Genomic DNA, 22,052 nt, shown 5'->3' with positions numbered 1-22,052 from the left:
CAAGGCTCAACTCTTCGAGCGTTCGAAGGCGTGCGGGATGCCGCTGTCGTGCTCCCCGCTCCGCCGGATGAACGTCATCTTCCGGGTCTTCAGCCGCCAGCCCTGCTCGGTCCGCACCAATTGGTCGGTGTAGTACCCGATGCGCATGTCGTGCGCGCTGTGCTCCACGAAGCACAGCGTCTGGGTGCCGGTGGCGGTGTCGCCGTCGATCTCGAGCAGCGGAGTTCCGGTGAGGAACAGGCCTTTCGGCGCCGCCTCCACCAGTTCCGGGAACAGGTCGAGGGTGTAGGTGTCACCGAAGGCGCTGTAGGAGCCGTCGGGGGTGAACACCTCCAGCACGCCCTGTACGTCGCCCTTGGTCATGGTGACCGCGTACTTGGCGAGCAGCTGCTGGATCTCCAGCAGATCTTCAGTTCTGGACAAAGACCTTGCCGCCTTTCATGACGAACCCAACCTTCTGGGTCACGGAGATGTCGTCGAGGGGATTGCCGGGCACGGCGATGATGTCGGCCAGCAGGCCCTCGGCGATGCGGCCGCGGTCCTCGGCGTCGATCAGCTCGGCCGCGTTGACGGTGGCCGCCCGCAGCACATCCGCCGGATCCAGGCCGCGCGCCACGAGCGCGACGAGTTCGGCGGCGTTCTTGCCGTGCGGGATCGCCGGCGCGTCGGTGCCGACGGCGATCTTCACGCCGGCCTTGTAGGCGGCCAGCACCGAGTTGCGCGCCTTCGGATACATCTCCGCCGCTTTGGCTTTCAGCTTCGGGTCGGCCTTGGAGATGTCCATGTAGTCGGTGAGCCCGGTGGTCGGCACCAGCCAGGTGCCGCGCTCCACCATCAGGTCGATGGTGTCGTCCTCGATGAGGAAGCCGTGCTCGATGCAGTCGACGCCGCATTCGATGGCGTGGCGGACCGCGTCGGCGCCGTGCGTGTGCGCGGCCACCTTCATGCCGCGGCGGTGTGCCTCGTCGGTGATCGCGCGCAGCTCGTCGTCCGAATAGTGTTGCGCGCCGGGCGATCCGGTCAGCGACATGACGCCGCCGGAGACACAGATCTTGATCACCTCGGCGCCGTACTTGATCTGGTACCGCACCGCCTTGCGCACCTCGTCCACGCCGTTGGCGATGCCCTCTTCCAGGGTCAGGTGCAGCACGTCGGGGGCGAATGCGGAGAACATGGTGGGATCCAGGTGCCCGCCCAGCGGGGTGATCGCGTGGCCGGCGGGCACGATGCGCGGCCCGTCGATCCAGCCCTGGTCGATCGCCTTGCCCAGCGCGACGTCCAGCAGATACCCGCCGGTCTTCACGAACAGGCCGAGGTTGCGGACGGTGGTGAACCCGGCCCGCAGCGTGCGGCGGGCATTGCCCACCGCACGCAGCATTCGCAGGGCCGGGTCATCGGTGACACTGGAGGACAGGCCGGTCTCGCCGCGGCCGCCCATCAGGAGGTTGACCTCCATGTCCATCAGGCCGGGCAGCAGTATCTGGTCACCGAGATCCAGAACCTCGTCGCCCTCCCCTGCTGTTCCGCCGACTCCGACGATCGTTTCACCTTCGATACGCACAATGCCTGGCCGCACGATTTCGCCGGTGACGACGTCGAGCAGGCCGGCCGCCTTCAGTGTCAGCATGATTCAAACCACCGGCTCCTGAATGCAATCGAGGTACGCGGCGCCGGAATCGGGCACCCGCGCCTGCTTCCACACCTCCACCGGGAACGACACCATCACCAGCGACTGCAACAGGTGGAACAGGTAGCGCTGCGGGTCGGGCAGATCGCTCCAGTCGAAGGTCTCGATGTGGTCCAGCGCGGGCTGCAAGCGCGGGAACACCGTGTCGTACAGGTCCTGCATCTCCTCCATCGAGGAGGCCAGCCGCTTGGCGTAGCGCTCCGGCTCGGTGGCCAGGATCCACTCCTCGAACCGCTGGAGGTCAGCGAAATCGGCAGGGAGGGTTTTGATTTCGGTGTTCGTCATGATCAGTTCGCCTTTCCGTTGCCGTTGGCGCGATGGTCGGCAACGATCTTCTGGACGTGGGTGTGCAGGTGGCGCAGCAGGACTTCCTGGTCGTTGAGCGGGAACTCCTTGATGGCCCGGGTCTCGAGCATCTTCTGGGTGGCCTCCAGGGTGTTGGCGTCCTGCAACGCGTACTCCTTGAAGGTGACCGCTGCGAGCTCCTGGCCCAGCCGCTGCCGCGCGTTCTTGGCCGGCACGAAGTACAGGCTGGCCTCGAAGGTGTGGCTGCTCACCGAGGTCGGCCAGTAGTGGTAGGTCAGGAACCAGCCCGGCGCCCAGAACAGCAGCGACATGTTCGGGAAGATCTCGAACTCGTCGATGCCCCAGGCCCGGTGGCGGGCCGGGTTGAGGCCCTCGGGCAGCTCGTCCAGGCCGTCGATGTCGGGGCGGTCCCACGGGCCGAACAGGCCCGAGCGCAGCTCCCGCTCGATCGGCTTGACCATGCTGGGATCCTTCGGCGGGGCCATGCCGCCCCAGGAGGACACCATGGAGTGCGGCGCGGCGACCTCGTAGTGCAGCGCCTCGAAACCGGTGCCGATCAGCTTGTCGGCCTCGTCCTTGACCGCCTGCTTCTGGTGCAGCACCGGTGCGTGGTAGAACTCGGCGAACGCGTCGATGAACAGCTTCCAGTTGGCGCCGATCTCGGCCTTGTAGCTGTAGACCTCGGTCATCTCGTGGAAGGGGTAGCCCTCCACACCCTTCAGGAAGGGGCCGAGGTACTCCTCGAGCGGCTTCGCGTTGTCGTCGAGGTTGACGAAGATGAAGCCCTGCCACACCTCGCAGCGCAGGCCCTTGAGGCCGTACTGCCCCTTGTCGAGGTCGAAGAACTCCTTCTCCTGCTGGACGAAGGTCAGCTCACCCTCGAGGCTGTAGCGCCAGGCGTGGTACTTGCAGGTGAACTGGCGGCAGACGCCCTGCACTTCCTCGTTGGGGTAGTCGTTCCACACCAGCTTGTTGCCGCGGTGCCGGCAGATGTTGTAGAACGCCCGCACCTCCTTCTCGGAATCGCGGACGATCACGATCGAGGTGTTGAGGAACGGCAGTTCCTTGGTGAAGTAGCTGCCCACCCGCGGGAGCTTGTTGACCCGGCCGACGTTGAGCCACGACTTGCGGAAGATCGCGGCCTTCTCGTCCTCGTAGAAGGCGGGATCGATCGAGTCGGTGAAATCGACGGGCCCGGTACCCAATTCGGGGTAGTTCGTGGTCCAGCTACCCGTAGCCGGCTTGGTGAAGTGTGCCATTACAGGGGATTCCCTCTCAGTGTTCGCTGGATACGCCGAAGGTGTTCAAGGCGATCGACAGCGTGATGTACCCGCCGACCGTGAAAACCAGGTCCATGCGTTGTTTTTCGTCGAGCCGCTCGCTGAGCGCGGCCCACGTCTCGTCGGAGAGTGTGGACTTCTCGTCGAGTTCGTCGACGGAGTCGAGGATCAGTTGCTCGAACGCGTCGGCGGCCTTGCCGTCGGCGACACCGGCGATGTCCTCCGCGGACAGGCCTGCCTCCGTACCGAACTGGCTGTGGTGGATCCATTCGTATGCGCAGTCGCGCCGGTGCGCGACCCGTAGGATCACCAGCTCCCGGATCCGCGGTGGCAGCGTCGACGTGAACAGCAGATGGACGCTGAAGCCGAGGAACTTCTCGGTCAGGTCCGGGTGCCACGCCAAGGGCGCCATCGCGGGCCCCGCGCCCTCGGGGTTACGGCGCGCTCGGGGCAGCAGGGCCTTGAACGCGTCGCGGGTCCGGTCGTCCCAGCGTTCGGCTGGCAGCGGTGGCAGGCGCATCCTTGTCCTCCTCTCGTGAGAATCGCATTCTCAAAAACTGATCTCTAGATTTCCATGGTCCTGCGTGTTAGTCAACAGAGCACCCCAGCGGGCCCGGATATCAGCGGCGCATCTTGCCGAAATCCCAGCTCACGACCCGGTCCGGGACCAGCCGCAGCCAGGCGTGCCGGCCGTCGTACTGGAAGCCGCGCCCGGGGGCGTACTTCGCCGCGAACAACTGCTCGGGCGTCTCGAGCTGCGGATTCGGCTCGCCGGTCCGTGGCGTCTCGCCGACGATCTCGGCGCTGCCGCGCAGCTCCACCCCGCGCAGCACCAGGAAGTCGGTGCCACCGTCGTCGACGATCGCCGACAGTCGCGGATCCCGGCCGAGATCGGTCCAGCGCTGGCTGCGGACCAGCGAATTCAGCCACAGCGCGGTCCCGTCCCAGACGAACCACAGGGCGCTGGTGTGCGGGTGGCCGCCGGGTCCGAGGGTGGCGATCCGCACCAGCGGCGCCGCGCCGAGGAACTCGTCCCGTTCCTCGGCGGTCATCGCGAGGGCCTGGCCCCGTCGCTGTCCGGTCATTTGATCTCCCGAAAGCCAACATGTTGATTCTCCATTTCTGAGAAGATAGTTTTCTGACAGCGAGAGCACCATGGCTCGCGCTGCTCGAAACAGGGCAGTGGAGACCGGAGACGGTCCCCTTCGAGGAGGAAACTGGTGAAACCGAGTCGCATACTCGTCGCGCTGACGGCGGTGGCATTGCTCGCGGCAGCGGGCTGTAGCCGTAGTGGCAGCAGTGGTGAGGAGAGTTCGGCCAGCGGCGGCGGCAACAGCAGCAGCTCCGCGTCGGCCGACTTCGGTGACCTCGAGAGCGTCTGCCACAGCGGCAAGGCGTCCAGCGCCCCCGCCCAGGGGGTGACCGCAGGAGAGATCAAGGTCGGTGTGTTCACCGATATGGGATTCACCAAGAATCCCGAGCTGGTCGACGCCGCCAAGGTGTTCACCTCGTGGTGCAACGACAACGGCGGTATCAACGGCCGCAAGATCACCTACAACATGCGCGACGCGAAGCTCATGGAGGTCCGGCAGCGCATGCTGGAGTCCTGCCGTGACGATTTCGCCCTCGTCGGCGGCAGCGCCGCTCTCGACGGGCTCGGCGTCAAGGACCGGCTGTCGTGCCTGCTGCCCGATTTCCCGGCGCAGGTCGACCAGATCGCCAACGCCGGATCCGACCTCCAGGTCGGCGGCGGCGTCACCGCGGGCGGCAAGTACGACCCCTACACCGGCTTCCACCAGTGGCTGTTCAAGGACGCCTACCCGGCCTCGGCCGCGGCGATCGGCCTGATCAACGGTGACTCCCCGGTCACCAAGGTGATGGGCACCGCCTACGAGGAGGCGCTGCCCGCGCAGGGCGCCACCATCGTCTACGACGACCTGTACCCGGCCGCCGGCGTGTCCGACTGGACCCCGTACGCGCAGTCCATCAAGAGCAAGGGCGTCAAGGGCCTGATCTTCCTGGGCGACTTCCGCAGCCTGGCCAAGCTCGAGGACGTGCTCACCGGCATGGACTACAAGCTGGACTGGATCGACACCAACTCCAACGCGTACAACTCCCAGTTCATCCAGCTGGCGGGCAGTTCGCTTGCCGCGCAGCACAACTACGCGGACATCAGCGGCACCGCGCCGCTGGAGTCGAACCTGCCCGCGATGAAGCAGCTCAAGGATCTGTTCGCCAAATACGCACCGGGCGAGGACATGACCTACCCCGCGGTGCGCGCCTTCGGCCAGTGGCTGCTGTTCGCCAAGTCCGCCGCGAGCTGTGGAGACTCGCTGACCCGCAAGTGCCTGTACGACGCCGGCAAGGGCGAAACCGCCTGGACCGCGGGCGGTCTGGAGGCCCCGACGAACCTGTCGGACGCCAACTTCATCCAGAAGTGCTTCAACGCCGAGCAGGCCACCCCGCAGGGCTGGACCACCCCGGACTTCAAGCCGGACAACGGGCCGTACCGCTGCAATGTCGATCCGTACGTCTACAAGACGCCCGGCGGCAAGCCGTTGACCCTGGCCGATGCCGGCAAGAGTCTGAGCGATCTGAAATAAATGGACAAGTTCCTCGCCTTCGGGATCGTCGGGCTCAGTACCGCGGCGATCTATGCGGTCATCGGTAGTGGCCTGGTGGTCACCTACACGACGACCGGCGTGTTCAATTTCGCGCACGGGGCGGCGGGCATGATGTCGGCATTCGTGTACTGGCAGCTCACCATCGGGTGGGGCGTGCCGGTACCGGTGGCCGTGGTGCTGGTGCTCGTGGTGTTCGCACCCCTTTTCGGGTTGCTGTTCGCCCGGGCACTGGCGCCGACCCAGGGATTGGGTGACGCGGAGAAATTAGTGATGACGGTGGCCCTGTTGTCGGGGCTCATCATCGTCGCCCGCTGGATCTGGAATCCGAACGTGTCCCGGACGCTGCCGAAGTTCTTCGCCGGCGAGCGTCCGATCCACCTCGGTCCGGTCACCATCACCTGGCATCAGGCCCTCACCATGCTGGTCGCGGTCGCGGTCGCGGCCGGCCTGCGAATCCTGCTGTACCGCACCAGAACCGGTGCGGAGATGCGCGCCACCGTGGACGACCGGGCGCTGGTGGGACTCACCGGCGCCGATCCGCAGCGCGCCAACAAGGTCGCGTGGATCCTCGGCATCGAGCTGGCCTCCCTCGGCGGCATCCTGATCGCGCCCACGGTCGCGCTGGACGCCTCGCAACTGTCGCTGCTGATCGTCAGCGCCTACACCGCGGCGATCTTCGGCCGGTTGTCCAACCTGCCGATGACCTTCCTCGGTGCGATCGTGGTCGGCTGCCTGGAGAGTTACCTCGCCGGCTATCTGCCGCAGAACGAGTATCTGCCCGGACTGCGGCTGGCCGCACCCGCGCTGCTGCTGTTCCTGGCGTTGCTGCTGTTCCCGCACGGCCGCCTGCGCGGCCGGGACCGGAAGCTCAGCCCGGTGCCGTTGCCGACCATCACCGGCTCTACGGTGTTCGGCGTGATCGTCGTGCTGGTCGGCGTCATGCTGGCCACCATGCTCGGCGAAGCGAATCTGATCACCTACGGGCAGATGTTCGCCTTCGCGATCATCGCGCTGTCGTACATCCCACTGGCCGGGTTCGCCGGCCAGATCTCGTTGTGCCAGTTGAGTATCGCGGGTATCGGCGCCATCGCCTACGCACACCTCGCCGGGCACGGGCAGTGGTGGGGTGTGTTCGCGGCGATGGCGGTCTCCGGCATCGTGGGCGCGCTGATCGCGATTCCGGCGCTGCGGCTGTCCGGGGTGTATCTGGCCTTGGCGACAACGGCTTTCGCCGTCGTGCTGGACCGCTGGATCTTCACGCTGCCGGAATTCCACCTGTTCGGGCTGAAGATCACGCTGTTCGATCAGGGCTCGGTGGAACTGGCCGGGCCGCACCTGTTCGGCCTGCATCTGGACAGCACCGCGCAGATCACCGTGTTCGCCTCGATCTGCCTGGCACTGGCCACCTTCGCGGTGGCGATGCTGCGGCGCAGCCGGTTCGGCCGGCGGCTGATCGCGTTGCGCGACAGCGAATCCGCCTACGCCACCCTCGGCGGTAATCTGCTGCTGGCGAAGGTGGCGGTGTTCGCGCTGTCGGCGGCCATCGCCGGGCTCGGCGGCGCGCTGTACGGGATGCAACTGCGGTCGGTGACCGCGGATCAGTTCAATCTCGTTGCGGGACTGCCGATCTTCCTGATCGTGGTGATCGGCGGCCTGGGCGCGGTGGGCAGCGGATTCTTCACCGGCGTCACCTTCGCCGGTCCGCTGAACGTGATCCCGGTGCTGTGGCCGTCGCTGACCAACCTGGCACAGGTGCTGCCCTCGGCCGGTGGCGCCTTCTTCGCCGGCGGCGCCCTCGGCGAGGGCGCGGTGGCCGGCATGCGCCAGAGTTTCGTGCCGGTGCTGCGGGACCGGTTCGCCGGTCCGCTGCTGATCATCGGCCCGATCGTGCTGTGGGTCCTGCGGTTGAACGACATCATCAACGGCTGGCTGTTCACCCTCGGCGCGGTGATCGTCGCCGTGGCCGCCCGGCTCTGGACGCGGGCGCGGCAGCCGAAACCCGAAGCGGAGCCGGAGGTTCCGGTCGAATGGTGGGGTATCCGCCGTCCGTGGCGGGCCGAGGACGAGGAGGTGCTCGACCGTGCCGTCACTGCTCGAAGTTGAGAACGTCACCGTCACCTTCGGTGGTCACAAGGCGCTCGACAGTGCCGGGCTGCGTGCCGAACGCGGCCACGTCACCGGCCTGATCGGTCCCAACGGGGCCGGCAAGAGCACCCTGTTCGACGTGATCTCCGGCCTGCGCCGGCCCACCGCGGGGCGGGTCGCCATCGACGGCCGCGACGTCACCCGGCTGGGACCCGCGCGCCGGGCCCGGCACGGGCTGGCCCGCACCTTCCAGCGACTGGAACTGTTCGGGCGCTTGAGCGTTCGCGACAACCTCCTGGTCGCCGCGGAGCTCGGGCCGCATCGGCGGCACGCGCACCGCACCGTCGGCGAGATCATCGACAAGCTCGGCCTGCATCACGTCGCGGACTCGTCGGCGGACGCGCTGCCGACGGGCACCGGCCGGCTGGTCGAGGTGGCGCGGGCGATGGCCGTGCGGCCGTCGCTGGTGCTGCTGGACGAACCCGCCGCGGGCCAGGACCACACCGAGACCGAGAAGTTCGCGGCGCTGCTGCGGTCACTGGCCGAGGACGGCGCCGCGGTGCTGCTCGTCGAACACGACATGGGACTGGTGATGAACGTCTGCGATCAGGTGTTCGTGCTGGATCTGGGCAAGATCATCGCCTCGGGCCCGCCCGAGGTGATCCGCCGCGATCAAGCCGTGCTGTCGGCCTATCTGGGGGACGCATGACACTGTTCCAAACCAACGGATTCCCCACCGAGCGGTTGCCCGTGGTGACGGCACCGGCCGCACCCGCGCTGCTGGAACTGCACGAGGTACGCGCCGCCTACGACGCGATCACCGTGCTGCACGGCGTCGACCTCTCGGTCGCCGCCGGGCAGGTGGTGGCGTTGCTCGGCCCCAACGGCGCGGGCAAGACCACCACCTTGCAGGTGGCCGCGGGCGTCCATCCGGTGAGCGGCGGCCGGCTGTCGCTGGGCGGCCGGGACATCACCGGCGCCGACCCGAAGGATCTCGCGCGCGCCGGCGTGTGCCTGATCCCCGAGGGCCGCGGGGTGTTCCCGAACCTCAGCGTCCGGGACAACCTGCTGATGATGACCTTCACCGGTCGCTCCAAGGCCGAGATCGAGGACATCGCGTTCACCCGCTTCCCGATCCTCGGCAAACGCGCCCACCAGCTCGCCGGCACCATGTCGGGCGGCGAGCAGCAGATGCTGGCGCTCGCGCGCGGGCTGGCCACCGATCCGGCCGTGCTCATGCTGGACGAACTGTCCATGGGCCTGGCCCCGCTGATCGTGGGTCAGCTCTACGAACAGGTCGCCGAGATCGCCCGCCAGGGCGTCGCGGTGCTGGTCGTGGAGCAGTTCGCCGCCGCGGTGCTCGACATCGCCGACCACGCTGCCGTGCTGGTGCGCGGCCGCATCGAGAAGCAGGGTCACCCCGACAGCCTGCGCCACGAACTCGCCGCCCTCTATCTAGGAAGCTCGAAATGACCGAAGCACGCGCGGACCGTTTCGTCCGTGAACTCGCGGAGCTGAAGATCGCCGACCCCGCCGCGGGCCGGTCGCAGCTGTGGCTGCGGCTGGGCACCGTCCTGCTGGTGCTGGGCCCGGTGCTGGCCGTGGCCGCCTACCTCATGTCGCACAGCACCCGCGATCCGCTGGTGCAGCGCGACGCCATCACCCTGGTCGGCGGCGCGATCGTGCTGGCCGTGGTGGGAGCGGCGCTGTTCCTGCGCTATTCCCTGACCGGATTCCTGCGCTTCTGGCTGGCACGGCAGTCCTTCGATCTCGCGATGTTCGCGGATCATCTCAACCACAAGGAGGTTGACAATGACGGCAGTTTCACTGCGTCCCGGTGAGCAACTGGCGAGCACAGTGTGCACCACCCGCGTGGTGGTCGTGCGCGCGCCCGCCGGCGCCGCGCTCGACATCAGTTGCGGCGGAGCGCCGATGGAGTCCGCGGCCGGAAAGCCCGCGCCCGCCAAGGTCGGTGCGGCCGAGGCGGTCACGCTGGTCGGCAAGCGGTACGTCGACGCCGACGAGACCGTCGAGTTGCTGTGCACCAACTCCGGCACCGGCGAACTCGCCCTCGGCGGAGTGGCGTTGACGCTGAAGGCCGCGAAGGCGTTGCCCGCGTCCGACTGACGGACGGGGCGACACGGGTACCACCGCGGGTGCGGTGCATGCAGATCGCCGGTGCGGGCGTCCGGGACCGCGCCCGCACCGGCGATCGGCCCGACGACAGTGACCGCCGCGAGGGCGGCCGCGAATACAGAGGTTGGTGAATGTGGCCGAAGGCATGAATTTCGAGCTGAGTGAGGATCAGCAGCTCATCCGGAAATCCGTCGCCGAATTGTGCAAGCGGTTCGACGACCAGTACTGGATGGAAAAGGACCTCGCGCACGAGTTCCCGACCGAATTCTACGAGGCGATGGCCAAGGGCGGCTGGCTGGGCATCGCCATTCCGGAGGAATACGGCGGGCACGGGCTGGGCATCACGGAGGCGACGATCCTGGCCGAGGAGGTGGCGCGCTCCGGCGGCGGCATGAACGCCGCGACGGCGATCCACCTGTCGATCTTCGGCCTGCATCCGGTGGTGGTGCACGGTTCCGAGGAGCTCAAGCGGCGGGTGCTGCCGCGGGTGGCCGCCGGTGACCTGCACGTCTGCTTCGGCGTCACCGAACCCGGTGCGGGCCTGGACACCTCGCGGATCAGCACCTTCGCCCGCCGCGAAGGCGACGAGTACGTGGTCAACGGCCGCAAGGTGTGGATCTCCAAGGCGCAGGAGTCGGAGAAGATCCTGCTGCTGACCCGCACCCAGAGCTACGACTCGGTCGAGAAGAAGACCGACGGCATGACCCTGTTCCTCACCGATCTGGATCGCGACAAGGTCGACATCCGCCCGATCAAGAAGATGGGCCGCAACGCCGTCACCTCGAACGAGCTGTTCATCGACGGGTTGCGCATCCCGGTCGAGGACCGCGTCGGCGAGGAGGGCAAGGGCTTCAAATACATTCTCGACGGCCTCAATCCGGAACGGATGATGATCGCCGCGGAAGCGCTCGGCATCGGCCGGGTGGCGCTGGATCGCGCCGTGCGTTACGCGAACGAACGCGTCGTCTTCGACCGTCCGATCGGCATGAATCAGGCTATCCAATTCCCCCTGGCGGATTCGCTGGCGCGATTGGACGCGGCCGAGCTGATTCTGCGGAAGGCGACATGGCTCTACGATAACGGAAAGCCCAGTGGCCGTGAGGCGAATACGGCGAAATATCTGTGCGCGGATGCCGGATTCACCGCCGCCGACCGGGCGCTGCAAACCCACGGCGGTATGGGTTATGCCGAGGAGTACAACGTGGCCCGGTATTTCCGGGAGGTCCGGGTGATGAAGATCGCGCCGGTCAGCCAGGAGATGATCCTGAACTATCTGGGTTCGCACGTACTGGGGATGCCCCGCAGTTACTGAACCCGGCCGGGCGGCGCGCCGCCGCCGCCCGGATGAGCCACGAGGAAGCAGGAGTACAGGTATGGGCCGCAACGACTCTCGCGCCGGTCGGGTGCCACGATGACCGCCGCGTCGCCGCAGGGCGGCGGGCTGCTGGCGGGTATCACCGTGGTGGCGCTGGAACAGGCGGTCTCCGCGCCGATGTGCACCCGGGTGCTGGGCGATTTCGGCGCCCGGGTGATCAAGGTGGAGAACCCGTCCGGTGGTGACTTCGCCCGCTGGTACGACGACGTCGTCGCCGGGCAGGCCGCGCACTTCGTGTGGTGCAACCGCGGCAAGGAGTCGGTCACCCTCGACCTGAAATCGCCTGCGGGCGTGCAACTCCTGCACAAGCTGCTGGACCGGGCCGACGTGCTGGTGTCGAATCTGGCGCCCGGTGCGACGGCCCGGCTCGGCGTGGCCGCGCACCAGCTGGCGGACAGTCATCCCGATCTGATCGCCGTCGAGATCGACGGTTTCGGCGCCGGCGGCCCGCTGTCGCACAAGCGCGCCTACGACCTGCTGGTGCAGGCCGAATCCGGCGTGTGCTCGGTGACCGGTTTCCCGGGCGAGCCCGCCAAACCGGGGCCGCCGATGGCCGACGTCACCACGGGTCTGCATGCGGCGCTGTCGATCCTGGCGCTGCTGACCGCCCGTGAGCGCGGCCGCCCCGGCGGCGCGCAGGTCTCGCTGAGCCTGTTCGACACCATGGCCGACATGATGGGGTACCACCTCACCTACACCCGGCACTCCGGTATCGAGCAGCAGCCGCTGGGCATGAGCTCCCCGGCCGTGGCCCCCTACGGCGCGTACCCCACCGCCGACGGGCAGACGGTGGTGCTCGGCACCACCAACGACCGGGAATGGCAGCGGCTGGCCCGCGAGATCCTGGGCCGCCCCGACCTCGCCGACGACGAGCGCTTCCGGACCAACCCCGACCGTTGCCGGCACCGTGAGGCGCTCGACGCCGAGATCGGATCCTGGTGCGCGCGGCACGATCTCGCGCACATCCAGAAGACCGCCGACGACGCGGGCATCGGCAACTCCCGCTACAACACCCCCGCCGAGGTGATCGCGCACCCGCAGTTGTCCGAGCGCGACCGCTGGCACGAGATCGACAGCCCCGGCGGCGCGATCCCGTCCCTGCTGCCCCCGCCGGTCATCGCGGGCTACACCCCGCCGATGGGCGCGGTCCCCGGGCTGGGCGAGCACACCGATGCCGTTCTCGCCGAATTCGGCCTGGACGCGGCACAAGTGGCCGACCTGCGGGAGCAGGGCGCGATCGGGCGGGAGTACCGGGCGTGACCGGGTCGGCCCTGCTGATCACCGATCGCGACGGCGTGCGGACGCTGACGCTGAACCGACCGGCCCGCAAGAACGCGATCGACCGGCCGCTGTGGCTGACGTTGCGCGACACGCTCACCGAGACCGGCACCGATCCGTCGATCCGCGCGCTGGTGGTCACCGGCGCCGGGGGCGCGTTCTGCTCCGGCTCGGATCTGGCCGCCGGGGACGACACGCACCCGATGTACAAGGTGCGCTTGATGAACGAGGTGGCGCTGCTGCTGCACGAGCTGCCACTGCCGACCGTCGCGAAGGTGACCGGGGTGGCCGTCGGTGCGGGCTGGAATCTGGCGCTCGGCTGCGATCTGGTCGTCGCGACCCCGGAATCCAGCTTCTCCCAGATCTTCGCCAAGCGCGGCCTGTCGCTGGATTTCGGCGGCTCCTGGCTGCTGCCCAAGCTGATCGGCCTGCAACAGGCGAAACGCCTTGCGCTGCTGGCGGAGACGATCGACGCCGCCGAGGCGCACGCGCTGAACCTGGTGACCTGGGTGGTGCCGCAGCCCGAGATCGACGGCTTCGTCGACGATCTCACCGACCGGCTGGCCGCCGGTCCGCCGATCGCGCTGGCGCAGACCAAGGCCCTGCTCAACGAGGGCGGCGACCGCACCCTGCGCGAGGCGCTGGCCGGCGAACAGCGTGCGCAGGCCATGAATTTCGGCACCGCCGACGCGACCGAGGCGTACGCGGCATTCGCCGCGAAGCGCACGCCGACCTACACGGGCCGCTGGGCCGCCCCGCGGCCTTCGGTGAACAAGTGAACCCGGGCAGCCGGTGCACCGCGGCGGGCCGCGAGTGGGGCACCGCGGCGGGCCGCGAGTGGGGCACCGCGGCGGGCCGCGAGTGGAGCACCGCGGCGGGCCGCGAGTGGGGCACCGCGGCGGTACAGACAGTTCCGGTCGCGAGGGCGATCCGGCGAAACACACGGCAGAGTGAGGGAAGTACATGCGGGAAGTAGTGATAGTCGAGGCCGTGCGCACCCCCGTCGGCAAGCGCAACGGCGGCCTGTCCTCGGTGCATCCGGCGGATCTGTCCGCGATCGTGCTGAACGCGCTGGTCGAGCGGACCGGGATCGATCCGGTGATCGTGGACGACGTGATCTGGGGCTGTGTCTCGGGTGTCGGTGACCAGTCCAGCAATATCGGCCGCTACTCGGTGCTGGCCGCGGGCTGGCCGGAGAGCGTGCCCGCCACCACGGTCAACCGCGCCTGCGGATCCAGCCAGCAGGCGCTGGATTTCGCGGTGCAGGCGGTGATGTCCGGCCAGCAGGACGTGGTGGTCGCCGGCGGTGTCGAGTCGATGAGCCGGGTGCCGCTGGGCGCGGCCCGGGGCACCGGCATGCCCTACGGCCCGAAAGCGTTGGCCCGCTACAACACTGTCGAATTCAACCAGGGCATCGGCGCGGAGCTGATCGCGCAGAAGTGGGGCTTCGACCGCGCGGCAGTCGACGAATACTCGGTGCGCTCACACGAACTGGCCGCCGCCGCCCAGGACGCGGGCGCCTTCGAAGCCCAGATCGTCCCGGTACCCACCGAATCCGGCGTGATCACCGCCGACGAGGGCATCCGCCGCGGCACCACCGCCGAGAAGCTCGCCAACCTGAAGCCCTCCTTCCGCGAGGACGGCGTCCTGCACGCGGGCAACTCCTCGCAGATCTCCGACGGCGCGGCCGCCCTGCTGGTCACCACCCCGGAACTCGCCCAGACCCTGGGCCTGGCCCCGATCGTCCGCTACCGCGGCGGCGCGGTGGCCGGTTCCGACCCGGTCATGATGCTCACCGGCCCGATCCCCGCGACCGAGAAGGTGCTGCGCAAGACCGGCCTGTCCATCGACGAGATCGGCGCCTTCGAGGTGAACGAGGCGTTCGCGCCGGTGCCGCTGGCCTGGCTGGCCGAGACCGGCGCCGATCCGGCGCGCACCAACCCGCTCGGCGGCGCCATCGCCCTGGGCCACCCGCTCGGCGGCTCGGGTGCGGTGCTGATGACCCGCCTGATCAACCACCTGCGGGACAACGACATTCGCTACGGCTTGCAGACCATGTGCGAGGGCGGCGGCACCGCCAACGCCACCATCGTCGAACTCGTTGCCTAGGAGGTATTTTCGTGCGCCGCGATATTTTCACCGAAGACCACGACGCCTTCCGCCAACTGGCGCGGGAGTTCATCGAGAAGGAGGTCGTCCCGCACTATCCGGAGTGGGAGAAGGCCGGCCGGATGCCCCGTGAGGTGTTCGAGAAGCTCGGCGCGCTGGGCCTGCTCGGCACCGCCATCCCCGAGCAGTACGGCGGCGCCGGTGACCGGGACTACCGCTACAACATGGTGTTGCAGGAGGAGGCGTACCGCGCTCAGGTCACGCTGAGCACCGTCCGCACCCAGATCGACGTCATCCTGCCGTATTTCCTGGAATACGCGAATGCCGAACAGCGCGACCGCTGGTTCCCCGGCCTGGCCGACGGCACCCTGCTCACCGCGATCGGCATGACCGAACCGGGCACCGGCTCGGATCTGGCCGGGATGCGCACCACCGCGGTCCGCGACGGCGACGAGTACGTCATCAACGGCGGTAAGACCTTCATCACCGGTGGTCTGCTCGCCGATCTGGTGATCGTCGCCGCCCGCACCTCCACCGATCCGGACAACCGCCGCGCGGGCCTCACCCTGATCGTGGTCGAGAGCGGCCGCCCCGGTTTCACCAAGGGCCGCATCCTCGACAAGATGGGCTGCAAGGTCCAGGACACCGTCGAACTGCACTTCGACAACGTCCGGGTCCCGGTCACCAACCGCCTCGGCGAGGAGGGCGCCGCCTTCTCCTACCTCGGCCACAATCTGGCCCAGGAACGCATCACCGTGGCAACGGGTTCGGTCGCGCAGGCGCACGCCGCCATCGCCGCGACCATCGATTACGTCAAGGAACGCAAGGTGTTCGGCCAAGCCGTCGCCGGGTTCCAGAACACGAAGTTCGAACTGGCCGCCATGTCCGCGGAAGTCGAAGCGGCGCAGGCGATGCTGGATCGCGCGGTGCTGGAACTGGTGGAGAACCGGCTGTCGGCCCCCGACGCGGCGCGCACCAAACTGTTCTGCACCGAGGTGCAGGCCCGGGTGGTCGACCGCTGCCTGCAACTGTTCGGCGGCTACGGCTACATGATGGAATACCCCATCGCCCGCCTCTACACCGACGCCCGGGTGGCCCGCATCTACGCCGGGACCAGCGAGGTGATGAAGACCATCATCGCCAAGGATCTCGGCCTGCGCTGACGAGAGGCTGTTTCCCGCTTCGGGAAACAGCCTCCGGTCACGGCCTCGAATCAGGGCTTCCGCCGACACCCTGCAGCCGCAGGCACGAATCCGATTCCACGGTCGACGGCGCCAGGATCAGTTCCTCGAGTTGCCGCACGATGGCTCGCGGAGATACGGGCAACGGCCGGGTGAACACGCTCAGCAGCGTGTCCACCGACTGTCCGACGGTGAATTCCAGCCCGGCGGCACGCCGGAACGCGTCGGGCAGGGGACCGCTGTCGATCGCCGCACGGATACCCCAGGCCAGTGCCTCGGCATTGTCCGGTGCAATGAGAACCACTCCGCCGCAGTCTGTTTCCGGCAGCCCGCCGTCGTCGGAGGCGACCACCCGGCAACCCGAATGCTGGGCCTCGATCGAGACGATGCCGAAGGTTTCGTGCCAGTATTGGCTGTTGGAAGGCATCACCACGATATCGTGCGCGGTCATCAGGCCCGCCATGCTCTCCGCGGTCTTCCGTGTCGGGACGACCGAGATCGCCGGATGCTCGGCCAGCAATCGTTCGATGATCTTTCCCTGCGGCTTGTCCACGCCTGCCGTGGTAGCCGTGAACGTGAGTTCCGGATCCTGCTCGATGATGTCGATGTGCAGGGTCTCCAACAGCGTGTAGACGCCCTTCTCCGGGCTCAGCCTGCCCGCGAACAACACGCGGGTCCTGCCGGTGTCGTTGGTCTCCCGCACCTGCGTCGCGAAACATGGCTCGGCGAACGGGTAGACGACACTGATGGTGGAGATGTCGACGTCCAGATAGGCCGACCACAGCTGCGCGGCGTACCGGCTGGTGACTATCAGCGCCCGATCCCTGGTTCCGTCGACTGCGAACGCTCGGTGCCGTTCCCGGATGGGCGGCGGGTTGTGCAGGATGAGAAAGGCCGGTTGCCTCGTCGCGACATCATGCGGTTCGTTGACGAAAACGACGGTGCCGTCCAGCTCGGCGACTTCGGTGAGCGCCGACAGCGCGCGGAACGGGACATCGGGGAACTCGTGCCTGCCATCCTCGATCCCGAGGCCGACTGTGACCACCTGTGCGGGTTCACCGCGCCGATTCAGTTCCCGGACGTGTCCGACGGTGTAGTTTTCCGAGCCGCCGGTGCCTGCGGGCAGCGGATTCCCCGGAGACCAGATGAACGATATCAAGTTCTGCAGCCTTACTTTTGTCGCGACGATCGGGTCCAGCGGTGGTGATTCGGTGATCGGATGGGCCTGCCCGGAATAGAGGTGGGTTATCACTGTATGCCTACAGTGTAGATCTTCGATGTTGACACTGCGGAGCGGGGCCGGTGAGGCACAAACGTCGTCCCCGGTCCGGGTCCCGCGTCCCGTTCGTCGCAGGTGACGATCCGAACCGGCTTCTCGCGGCGTCGTATGTGCAACACTGCATTCCACTGGCAACAGGTGAGACGACAGCGGCGGGGCGATGGCGGACGACAAGAGTGCACGGGCAGGCGGGCGGGTCATCCCGCTGCGTCGCAGCGGGCGGCCGCCGACCTCGAGGCTGGTCCGGGATGTGAAGGTGGCCTCCGTGCCGGTCGCCTATTCCGCCCGGCGGCTGGCCGGGGTCGGTCGCCGGCTGGCCGGGCGGTCGCGGGAGGAGATCGGCCGGGACATCCGGTTGCGCACGGCCGAGCATCTGGTGGCGGTGCTGGGGGAGTTGAAGGGGTGCGCCGCCAAGGTCGGCCAGCTGGCCGGAATCTATTGCACGGCACTGCCGTTCGGGTGGGGTTCGATCGTCGGCGCGGAGTTCGCGGAACTGGGCGCCGCGATGCTGGCCCGGTTGCAGGATTCGGTGCCGCCGATGCTGCCAGGCCTGGTGCATCAGGTGCTGGCCGCGAACCTGGGGCCGGACTGGCGCGACAGCTTCCGGGACTTCGAGGATCGGCCCGCGGCCGCGGCCTCGCTGGGTCAGGTGCACCGGGCGGTCTGGCACGACGGCCGCCCGGTCGCGGTGAAGATCATGTACCCGGGGATCCGGGCGGCGGTGCACGCGGATCTCCAGCGGCTGCGCAGCCTGTCCGGCGTACTCTCGGCGGTACTGCCCGGCGCCGATGTCGCGGCCGTGATCGAGACCGTATCTACTTGTGTGCGTGAGGAACTGGACTATCGTCAGGAGGCCGCCAATCAGCAGGCCTGCGCCACGGCGTTCGCGGGCGATCCGGATTTCGTGGTGCCCGCGGTGCTGACCTGCACCGACGACGTGATCGTCGGGGACTGGGTGGACGGCACCCCGATCACCCGGTGGCAGGCCACCGTGGATCCGGGCGAGTACGGCCGGGTCGGCTTCCTGGTGCTGCGGTTCGTCACGGCCGCGCATCGCCGAACCGGCTTGCTGTACAGCGATATTCATCCCGGGAACCTGCTGGTCCTGCCGGACGGGCGGCTGGGTGTGGTCGATTTCGGTGCGTGCGGGGCCTTTCCGCCCGGATTCGCGCAACTGCTCGGTGACATCGCCGACGCACTGCTGAACGAGCCGCCCGCAGATCTGGAGACGGTATTGCTGAGGCACGGATTCCTCGCTCCGGCAGCCGATTTCGATGCCGACGGCTTGGCGGCGGTCGCTGCGCCGTTCCTGGAGGTGCTGGGGTACGACGAATTCCGGCTGTCGCCGCACTGGCTGCGCGAGCAGGTGGACGCGATCACCGCCGTGCGGGTCTCGAACGTGTTCCGGCAGATGACATTACCGCCGGACCTGACCGTGGTGGCCCGGGCGGTGCTCACGGCGATGGGCACGATGTGCCGGCTGGGTGCGACCGGTCCGATCCGTGGTGAATTCCTGTCCTGGTGGCCGGATCTGGCACAGGCGGTGCACCGGCACGAACAGCGGCCGCGGGCGGCGGCCGAGCATGCCGACTTGGTGGAGGGGTGAAATCGTAGTGCGAGACGAGACGATCGTGGCTCGGATCGTGGATGTGCTGGCGCGGCGGGTGGTGGCCGGGACCTATTCTCCCGGCCGGCCCATGCCCTCGATCCGGCGGATCGCCGAGGAGTTCGAGGTCAATCGCGCGACCGCGCAACTGGTGCTGGGCCGGCTGGCGGCCGACGGGTTCGCCGACGCGCATCCCCGCCGCGGATTCATCGTGCGCGATGTGCGCGCCGAGGGCGGCATGGAGACCTATCGGCGGCTGTTCCGGCTGTCGATGGACGATCCGGACACGGTGACGGCGATGTTCACCGACCTCGTCGCCGAGGAGCAGGTGATCGTCCAGTACGCCCTGCTGTCCTACACCGACAGTCCCGGCCTGGTCGATGCCGCCGAACTCACCGCCGCGGTCGACGAACTGGAATCGCTGGCCCGCGGGGAGAATCCGGATCCGGTGGCGCTGCTGACCGCCGAACTGGGCCTGGTCCGGCGCTTGCTGACCGCGCTCGGCTACGGCATTCAGCGCGCCGTGCTCAACTCGATCGCGGACATGGTCCTCGGCGTGCCCGCGGCGGTGACGGCTTTCTACGCCGTCTCACCCGATGTGCACGTGCTGATCTGGCGGGCCCTGATCGCCGTGTGGGAGTCCGGATCCCAGCCCGGCGAATCGCAGGTGGCGCTGTTCACCGATCTACTCGGGATGTACCACGAACGGGTCGTTGTCCGGTTTGCCCAACTGCTCGGAACTGACTCAGACAGTTCACTCGGAAAGCGTGGTGCTGACGCGTCATCTGTTGCATGATGGCGCAGCAGGGATTTCGCGCCGGATGTCGAGGGAGTGAAATGGACAACCCAGTCTTCCACCAATGGCCCGGCCATCTGCTGACACCGACCCAGATGCACGCGGAGCTGAACAAGCGCCACGCGGACTGCACCCTCGAGCGGTGCGAGATGAAGCGCTACTGCTGGACGCTGCTGATCGATCTGGGCCACCCCGAGCCCACCTCCCGCGCCGCCGACTGCCTCGCCTGCCGGGCGATAGCGGCGTAATCTCCCGTGCGGCTACGGGTGCGGTCGTAGGCCGTCGACGAACATCCCCAGCAGCCGTTCGCGTTGCTCGCCGGATCCGGCGGTGACGGCGATGCCGCCCGCGACGGTCAGGATATCGGCGGCGTCGATGTCCGGGCGGACCGTGCCGGACTCCTGCGCGCGCCGCAACAGGCGCGCAGCCACCGTCCGGACCGAATCGCGCCACTGCGCGACGAGCGCGGAGGCGCTCCTGCCGTCGTCGCCGTCGAGGGCCTTGCTCAATTCCTGTTTGCTCGCGACATGGTCGGCGTACCGCAGCAGCCACTGCCGCAATCCGGCCAGTGGCGACCGATCCCGGGCCGACTCCTCGCCCGACCGCAGCAACTCGTCGATCTCGTCGGCGAACACCGCGACCAGCAGGTCGGTCCGGGTGGGGAAGTGCCGGTAGAGCGTGGCATTGGCGACGCCGGCGCGGCGCGCTATCCCGTCCAGGGACGCGCCGGGGCCCTGCTCCTCGAAGCTGGTGCGCGCCACGGCCACCAGGCGCTCGTAGGTGCGCCTGCCGTCGGCGCGCGGCCGTCGGCCGGTTCCCCGGCGCGATGCCTCGCGCCCGGGCTCGGGGTGCTGCGGCGGCTCCGGCCGCCTTGATTCCGGGGACATCCCCGCTTACGCTAGCAGAGGCATCAAGCGGGGATATCCCCGGATATTTTTCGGAGGCGCATCATGACGGATACGGACGTGACGACCAGCGATGACCGGGCTGACGAGAGCGCGCTGCGACGACTGGCGATCGGCTACGCGATCGGGGTGGACCAGCGCGATCGCGAGGGCCTGCTCGCGCTGTTCCACCCCGATGCCCGGCTGGAGATCCGGCGCGGATCGGCCGCCGGGGAGGTCGTGTCCGAGTTGCGGGGCCACGGGCAACTCGGCCTGATCCCGGATGCGATGGCGCAGTACCGCAGCACCTTCCATCTCGTCGGGAACACCAGCTACCGGATCACCGGGACGACGGCCGAGGGCGAGGTCTACTGCATCGCCCATCATCTGGTCGACGGGCCGGACGGCACGTCCGATCTCGCGCTCTACCTCCGATATCTCGACCACTACCGCCGGGATGCGGCCGGCGGCTGGCTCATCGAATCCCGGCAGGGCATCGTGCAGTGGTCCGAGCGACGTCCGGCGCAGCCGTGACCCGCACTCGGACCGACGGTCGTCGCCGCGCGGCCGATCACCCGTCGGCTGCGGTCCGGTGCAGGCCGACCTCGTTCAGCACCGCCGCCCAGTAGTCGGCTCGCACGGTGTCCCAGAGGTCGGCGTGCTCGGGATACCGCTCCCGCGCCGTCGCCAGGTCCGTGCCGTTCACCTGGAGGAATTGCGGGGCCGTGACATGCGGGTCGCGCGACGGCGCGATCGCCGCTTCGATGTACGGCTCGTTGCCACGCAGCAGCCACAGCGCGACTTTGCGGGAGCCAGCGGTGCGGCTGAGGCGGATATCGTTGTGCAGCAACGTTTCTATCGTCGCGCTGGTCGCGGGCGACGGCTGTTCGCTGGGCTCCCACTCGCGAAGCGCCCGCAGTACCGCCAGGCACAATTGCGTGGTCGGTGGCTCCGATTCCGGTGTCGTCTTCGTAAGCTGCCGGGAGAGAAAGGATGTCGTCCTGCGCGGCAGAGTCATGCTGCTTCCCAACCTGTTTCGGGCCGATGTGGGTGACGGGCGAAGTGCGGCCGGAGCGCCACGATGCGGTCGGTCCACAGCCGGTTCCGTTGGTGGATGCGGACCGGGCCCGGCGCCGTCGGCTGGCGGCGGGGTCCGATATCCATGGCATGCAGCGGCATTCGTTCCCGGCGGCGGTCGTCCCGAGGTCGGTGGCCGTCGGTGGTACGGCGGCCGCGGACGTCGGTGGCAATCGTGGCCGCAGCGGTGAGCGCGCTCATCTGATCCCCCATCGGTTGTTCGGCATTGTGATTCTTACTCTCGCGCCGCTGTGTTACGAGGGTTAGCGGCGCAGTGTTCACAAATGTTCACCATGGGGAAGGGTGGTTTGTTGGGAAGAATTGTCCTATTCATGGACCGACTGGACGG

24 protein-coding genes are annotated in these 22,052 nt (G+C 68.1%); 15 read left to right on the top strand and 9 right to left on the bottom strand.

The genetic code is table 11. From position 1 onward, the window contains the following. Positions 1 to 6 precede the first annotated feature (6 nt). From LBW94_RS20250 to LBW94_RS20225, 6 genes are all read right to left on the bottom strand, one after another. Positions 7 to 423: a nuclear transport factor 2 family protein gene (locus tag LBW94_RS20250; RefSeq protein WP_225059156.1), complete on the bottom strand. Its 417-nt coding sequence runs from the start codon at positions 421 to 423 to the stop codon at positions 7 to 9. Further along, positions 410 to 1,627, bottom strand: a complete 1,218-nt coding sequence (locus LBW94_RS20245; RefSeq protein WP_225059157.1) for a metal-dependent hydrolase family protein — start codon at positions 1,625 to 1,627, stop codon at positions 410 to 412. Before LBW94_RS20245 ends, LBW94_RS20250 begins: the two co-directional genes overlap by 14 nt. A 3-nt stretch (positions 1,628 to 1,630) precedes the next feature. Continuing rightward, positions 1,631 to 1,972 carry a hypothetical protein gene (locus tag LBW94_RS20240; RefSeq protein WP_225059158.1) on the bottom strand — a complete coding sequence of 114 codons (342 nt, stop codon included), beginning with the start codon at positions 1,970 to 1,972 and terminating at the stop codon, positions 1,631 to 1,633. A 2-nt stretch (positions 1,973 to 1,974) separates the two neighbouring features. Further along, entirely contained in the window at positions 1,975 to 3,252 is a 1,278-nt protein-coding gene (locus LBW94_RS20235) for an aromatic ring-hydroxylating oxygenase subunit alpha (protein ID WP_225059159.1), read from the bottom strand. Between the two features lie 16 nt (positions 3,253 to 3,268). After that, a complete protein-coding gene (locus LBW94_RS20230) occupies positions 3,269 to 3,793 on the bottom strand; it encodes a carboxymuconolactone decarboxylase family protein (RefSeq protein ID WP_225059160.1) in 525 nt (174 codons plus the stop codon). Between the two features lie 100 nt (positions 3,794 to 3,893). After that, complete coding sequence (locus tag LBW94_RS20225) at positions 3,894 to 4,358, bottom strand: pyridoxamine 5'-phosphate oxidase family protein (RefSeq protein WP_225059161.1); 465 nt, start codon at positions 4,356 to 4,358, stop codon at positions 3,894 to 3,896. A 132-nt stretch (positions 4,359 to 4,490) separates the two neighbouring features. Here LBW94_RS20225 and LBW94_RS20220 point away from each other — a divergent pair, with 132 nt between their 5' ends. From LBW94_RS20220 to LBW94_RS20170, 11 genes are all read left to right on the top strand, one after another. Then, entirely contained in the window at positions 4,491 to 5,876 is a 1,386-nt protein-coding gene (locus LBW94_RS20220; RefSeq protein WP_225059254.1) for an ABC transporter substrate-binding protein, read from the top strand. Continuing rightward, entirely contained in the window at positions 5,877 to 8,000 is a 2,124-nt protein-coding gene (locus tag LBW94_RS20215) for an ABC transporter permease subunit (RefSeq protein WP_225059162.1), read from the top strand. Continuing rightward, positions 7,978 to 8,691 (top strand): ABC transporter ATP-binding protein, encoded by a 714-nt coding sequence (locus tag LBW94_RS20210; RefSeq protein WP_225059163.1) that lies wholly within the window; start codon positions 7,978 to 7,980, stop codon positions 8,689 to 8,691. Before LBW94_RS20215 ends, LBW94_RS20210 begins: the two co-directional genes overlap by 23 nt. Further along, positions 8,688 to 9,455, top strand: coding sequence for an ABC transporter ATP-binding protein (locus tag LBW94_RS20205; protein WP_225059164.1), 768 nt, complete (start codon positions 8,688 to 8,690; stop codon positions 9,453 to 9,455). The genes LBW94_RS20210 and LBW94_RS20205 overlap by 4 nt, the downstream gene beginning before the upstream one ends. Next, entirely contained in the window at positions 9,452 to 9,823 is a 372-nt protein-coding gene (locus LBW94_RS20200; RefSeq protein WP_225059165.1) for a hypothetical protein, read from the top strand. Before LBW94_RS20205 ends, LBW94_RS20200 begins: the two co-directional genes overlap by 4 nt. Beyond that, positions 9,795 to 10,109 (top strand): hypothetical protein, encoded by a 315-nt coding sequence (locus LBW94_RS20195; protein WP_225059166.1) that lies wholly within the window; start codon positions 9,795 to 9,797, stop codon positions 10,107 to 10,109. Before LBW94_RS20200 ends, LBW94_RS20195 begins: the two co-directional genes overlap by 29 nt. 154 nt (positions 10,110 to 10,263) lie before the next feature. Next, positions 10,264 to 11,430: an acyl-CoA dehydrogenase family protein gene (locus LBW94_RS20190; protein ID WP_225059167.1), complete on the top strand. Its 1,167-nt coding sequence runs from the start codon at positions 10,264 to 10,266 to the stop codon at positions 11,428 to 11,430. A gap of 99 nt (positions 11,431 to 11,529) precedes the next feature. Then, positions 11,530 to 12,753, top strand: a complete 1,224-nt coding sequence (locus LBW94_RS20185; RefSeq protein ID WP_225059168.1) for a CaiB/BaiF CoA transferase family protein — start codon at positions 11,530 to 11,532, stop codon at positions 12,751 to 12,753. Continuing rightward, the gene (locus tag LBW94_RS20180) at positions 12,750 to 13,550 is read left to right on the top strand and encodes an enoyl-CoA hydratase/isomerase family protein (protein WP_225059169.1); all 801 of its coding nucleotides are present in this window, start codon (positions 12,750 to 12,752) and stop codon (positions 13,548 to 13,550) included. Before LBW94_RS20185 ends, LBW94_RS20180 begins: the two co-directional genes overlap by 4 nt. Positions 13,551 to 13,734: 184 nt before the next feature. Next, entirely contained in the window at positions 13,735 to 14,880 is a 1,146-nt protein-coding gene (locus LBW94_RS20175) for a thiolase family protein (protein ID WP_225059170.1), read from the top strand. Positions 14,881 to 14,891: 11 nt separating this feature from the next. Beyond that, positions 14,892 to 16,043, top strand: coding sequence for an acyl-CoA dehydrogenase family protein (locus LBW94_RS20170; RefSeq protein WP_225059171.1), 1,152 nt, complete (start codon positions 14,892 to 14,894; stop codon positions 16,041 to 16,043). Positions 16,044 to 16,080: 37 nt separating this feature from the next. On the opposite strand, the gene LBW94_RS20165 is transcribed toward LBW94_RS20170, so the two are convergent. Beyond that, positions 16,081 to 17,313, bottom strand: coding sequence for a glycosyltransferase family 4 protein (locus tag LBW94_RS20165; protein ID WP_266271647.1), 1,233 nt, complete (start codon positions 17,311 to 17,313; stop codon positions 16,081 to 16,083). 187 nt (positions 17,314 to 17,500) lie between these two features. Here LBW94_RS20165 and LBW94_RS20160 point away from each other — a divergent pair, with 187 nt between their 5' ends. Genes LBW94_RS20160 through LBW94_RS20150 form a run of 3 tightly spaced genes read left to right on the top strand, consistent with a single transcriptional unit; the run spans position 17,501 to position 19,990 of the window. Continuing rightward, positions 17,501 to 18,946 (top strand): ABC1 kinase family protein, encoded by a 1,446-nt coding sequence (locus LBW94_RS20160; RefSeq protein ID WP_225059173.1) that lies wholly within the window; start codon positions 17,501 to 17,503, stop codon positions 18,944 to 18,946. A gap of 7 nt (positions 18,947 to 18,953) precedes the next feature. Then, complete coding sequence (locus LBW94_RS20155) at positions 18,954 to 19,742, top strand: GntR family transcriptional regulator (RefSeq protein ID WP_225059174.1); 789 nt, start codon at positions 18,954 to 18,956, stop codon at positions 19,740 to 19,742. A 41-nt stretch (positions 19,743 to 19,783) separates the two neighbouring features. Then, positions 19,784 to 19,990, top strand: coding sequence for a hypothetical protein (locus tag LBW94_RS20150; RefSeq protein ID WP_225059175.1), 207 nt, complete (start codon positions 19,784 to 19,786; stop codon positions 19,988 to 19,990). A 12-nt stretch (positions 19,991 to 20,002) separates the two neighbouring features. Here the strand turns inward: LBW94_RS20150 and LBW94_RS20145 are convergent, their stop codons facing one another. Next, the gene (locus LBW94_RS20145; protein ID WP_225059176.1) at positions 20,003 to 20,629 is read right to left on the bottom strand and encodes a TetR/AcrR family transcriptional regulator; all 627 of its coding nucleotides are present in this window, start codon (positions 20,627 to 20,629) and stop codon (positions 20,003 to 20,005) included. 63 nt (positions 20,630 to 20,692) lie between these two features. Between LBW94_RS20145 and LBW94_RS20140 the strand changes: the two genes are divergently transcribed. Beyond that, a complete protein-coding gene (locus tag LBW94_RS20140; protein ID WP_225059177.1) occupies positions 20,693 to 21,160 on the top strand; it encodes a nuclear transport factor 2 family protein in 468 nt (155 codons plus the stop codon). 37 nt (positions 21,161 to 21,197) lie between these two features. On the opposite strand, the gene LBW94_RS20135 is transcribed toward LBW94_RS20140, so the two are convergent. Next, complete coding sequence (locus LBW94_RS20135; protein WP_225059178.1) at positions 21,198 to 21,644, bottom strand: hypothetical protein; 447 nt, start codon at positions 21,642 to 21,644, stop codon at positions 21,198 to 21,200. Positions 21,645 to 22,052 lie beyond the last annotated feature (408 nt).

This window comes from Nocardia sp. alder85J (genome assembly GCF_020176955.2).
Lineage (GTDB): Bacteria > Actinomycetota > Actinomycetes > Mycobacteriales > Mycobacteriaceae > Nocardia.
The sequence above is the reverse complement of the archived record's forward strand: the minus strand, read 5'-3'. Positions and strand labels throughout refer to the sequence as shown.

Bases quoted from the DNA above. Each gene is read 5' to 3' on its own strand.
- LBW94_RS20245 (WP_225059157.1), bottom strand. From the start codon at position 1,627: ATGCTGACACTGAAGGCGGCCGGCCTGCTCGACGTCGTCACCGGCGAA.
- LBW94_RS20240 (WP_225059158.1), bottom strand. From the start codon at position 1,972: ATGACGAACACCGAAATCAAAACCCTCCCTGCCGATTTCGCTGACCTC.
- LBW94_RS20235 (WP_225059159.1), bottom strand. From the start codon at position 3,252: ATGGCACACTTCACCAAGCCGGCTACGGGTAGCTGGACCACGAACTAC.
- LBW94_RS20230 (WP_225059160.1), bottom strand. From the start codon at position 3,793: ATGCGCCTGCCACCGCTGCCAGCCGAACGCTGGGACGACCGGACCCGC.
- LBW94_RS20225 (WP_225059161.1), bottom strand. From the start codon at position 4,358: ATGACCGGACAGCGACGGGGCCAGGCCCTCGCGATGACCGCCGAGGAA.
- LBW94_RS20215 (WP_225059162.1), top strand. From the start codon at position 5,877: ATGGACAAGTTCCTCGCCTTCGGGATCGTCGGGCTCAGTACCGCGGCG.
- LBW94_RS20205 (WP_225059164.1), top strand. From the start codon at position 8,688: ATGACACTGTTCCAAACCAACGGATTCCCCACCGAGCGGTTGCCCGTG.
- LBW94_RS20200 (WP_225059165.1), top strand. From the start codon at position 9,452: ATGACCGAAGCACGCGCGGACCGTTTCGTCCGTGAACTCGCGGAGCTG.
- LBW94_RS20195 (WP_225059166.1), top strand. From the start codon at position 9,795: ATGACGGCAGTTTCACTGCGTCCCGGTGAGCAACTGGCGAGCACAGTG.
- LBW94_RS20190 (WP_225059167.1), top strand. From the start codon at position 10,264: ATGAATTTCGAGCTGAGTGAGGATCAGCAGCTCATCCGGAAATCCGTC.
- LBW94_RS20185 (WP_225059168.1), top strand. From the start codon at position 11,530: ATGACCGCCGCGTCGCCGCAGGGCGGCGGGCTGCTGGCGGGTATCACC.
- LBW94_RS20175 (WP_225059170.1), top strand. From the start codon at position 13,735: ATGCGGGAAGTAGTGATAGTCGAGGCCGTGCGCACCCCCGTCGGCAAG.
- LBW94_RS20160 (WP_225059173.1), top strand. From the start codon at position 17,501: ATGGCGGACGACAAGAGTGCACGGGCAGGCGGGCGGGTCATCCCGCTG.
- LBW94_RS20150 (WP_225059175.1), top strand. From the start codon at position 19,784: ATGGACAACCCAGTCTTCCACCAATGGCCCGGCCATCTGCTGACACCG.
- LBW94_RS20145 (WP_225059176.1), bottom strand. From the start codon at position 20,629: ATGTCCCCGGAATCAAGGCGGCCGGAGCCGCCGCAGCACCCCGAGCCC.
- LBW94_RS20140 (WP_225059177.1), top strand. From the start codon at position 20,693: ATGACGGATACGGACGTGACGACCAGCGATGACCGGGCTGACGAGAGC.
- LBW94_RS20135 (WP_225059178.1), bottom strand. From the start codon at position 21,644: ATGACTCTGCCGCGCAGGACGACATCCTTTCTCTCCCGGCAGCTTACG.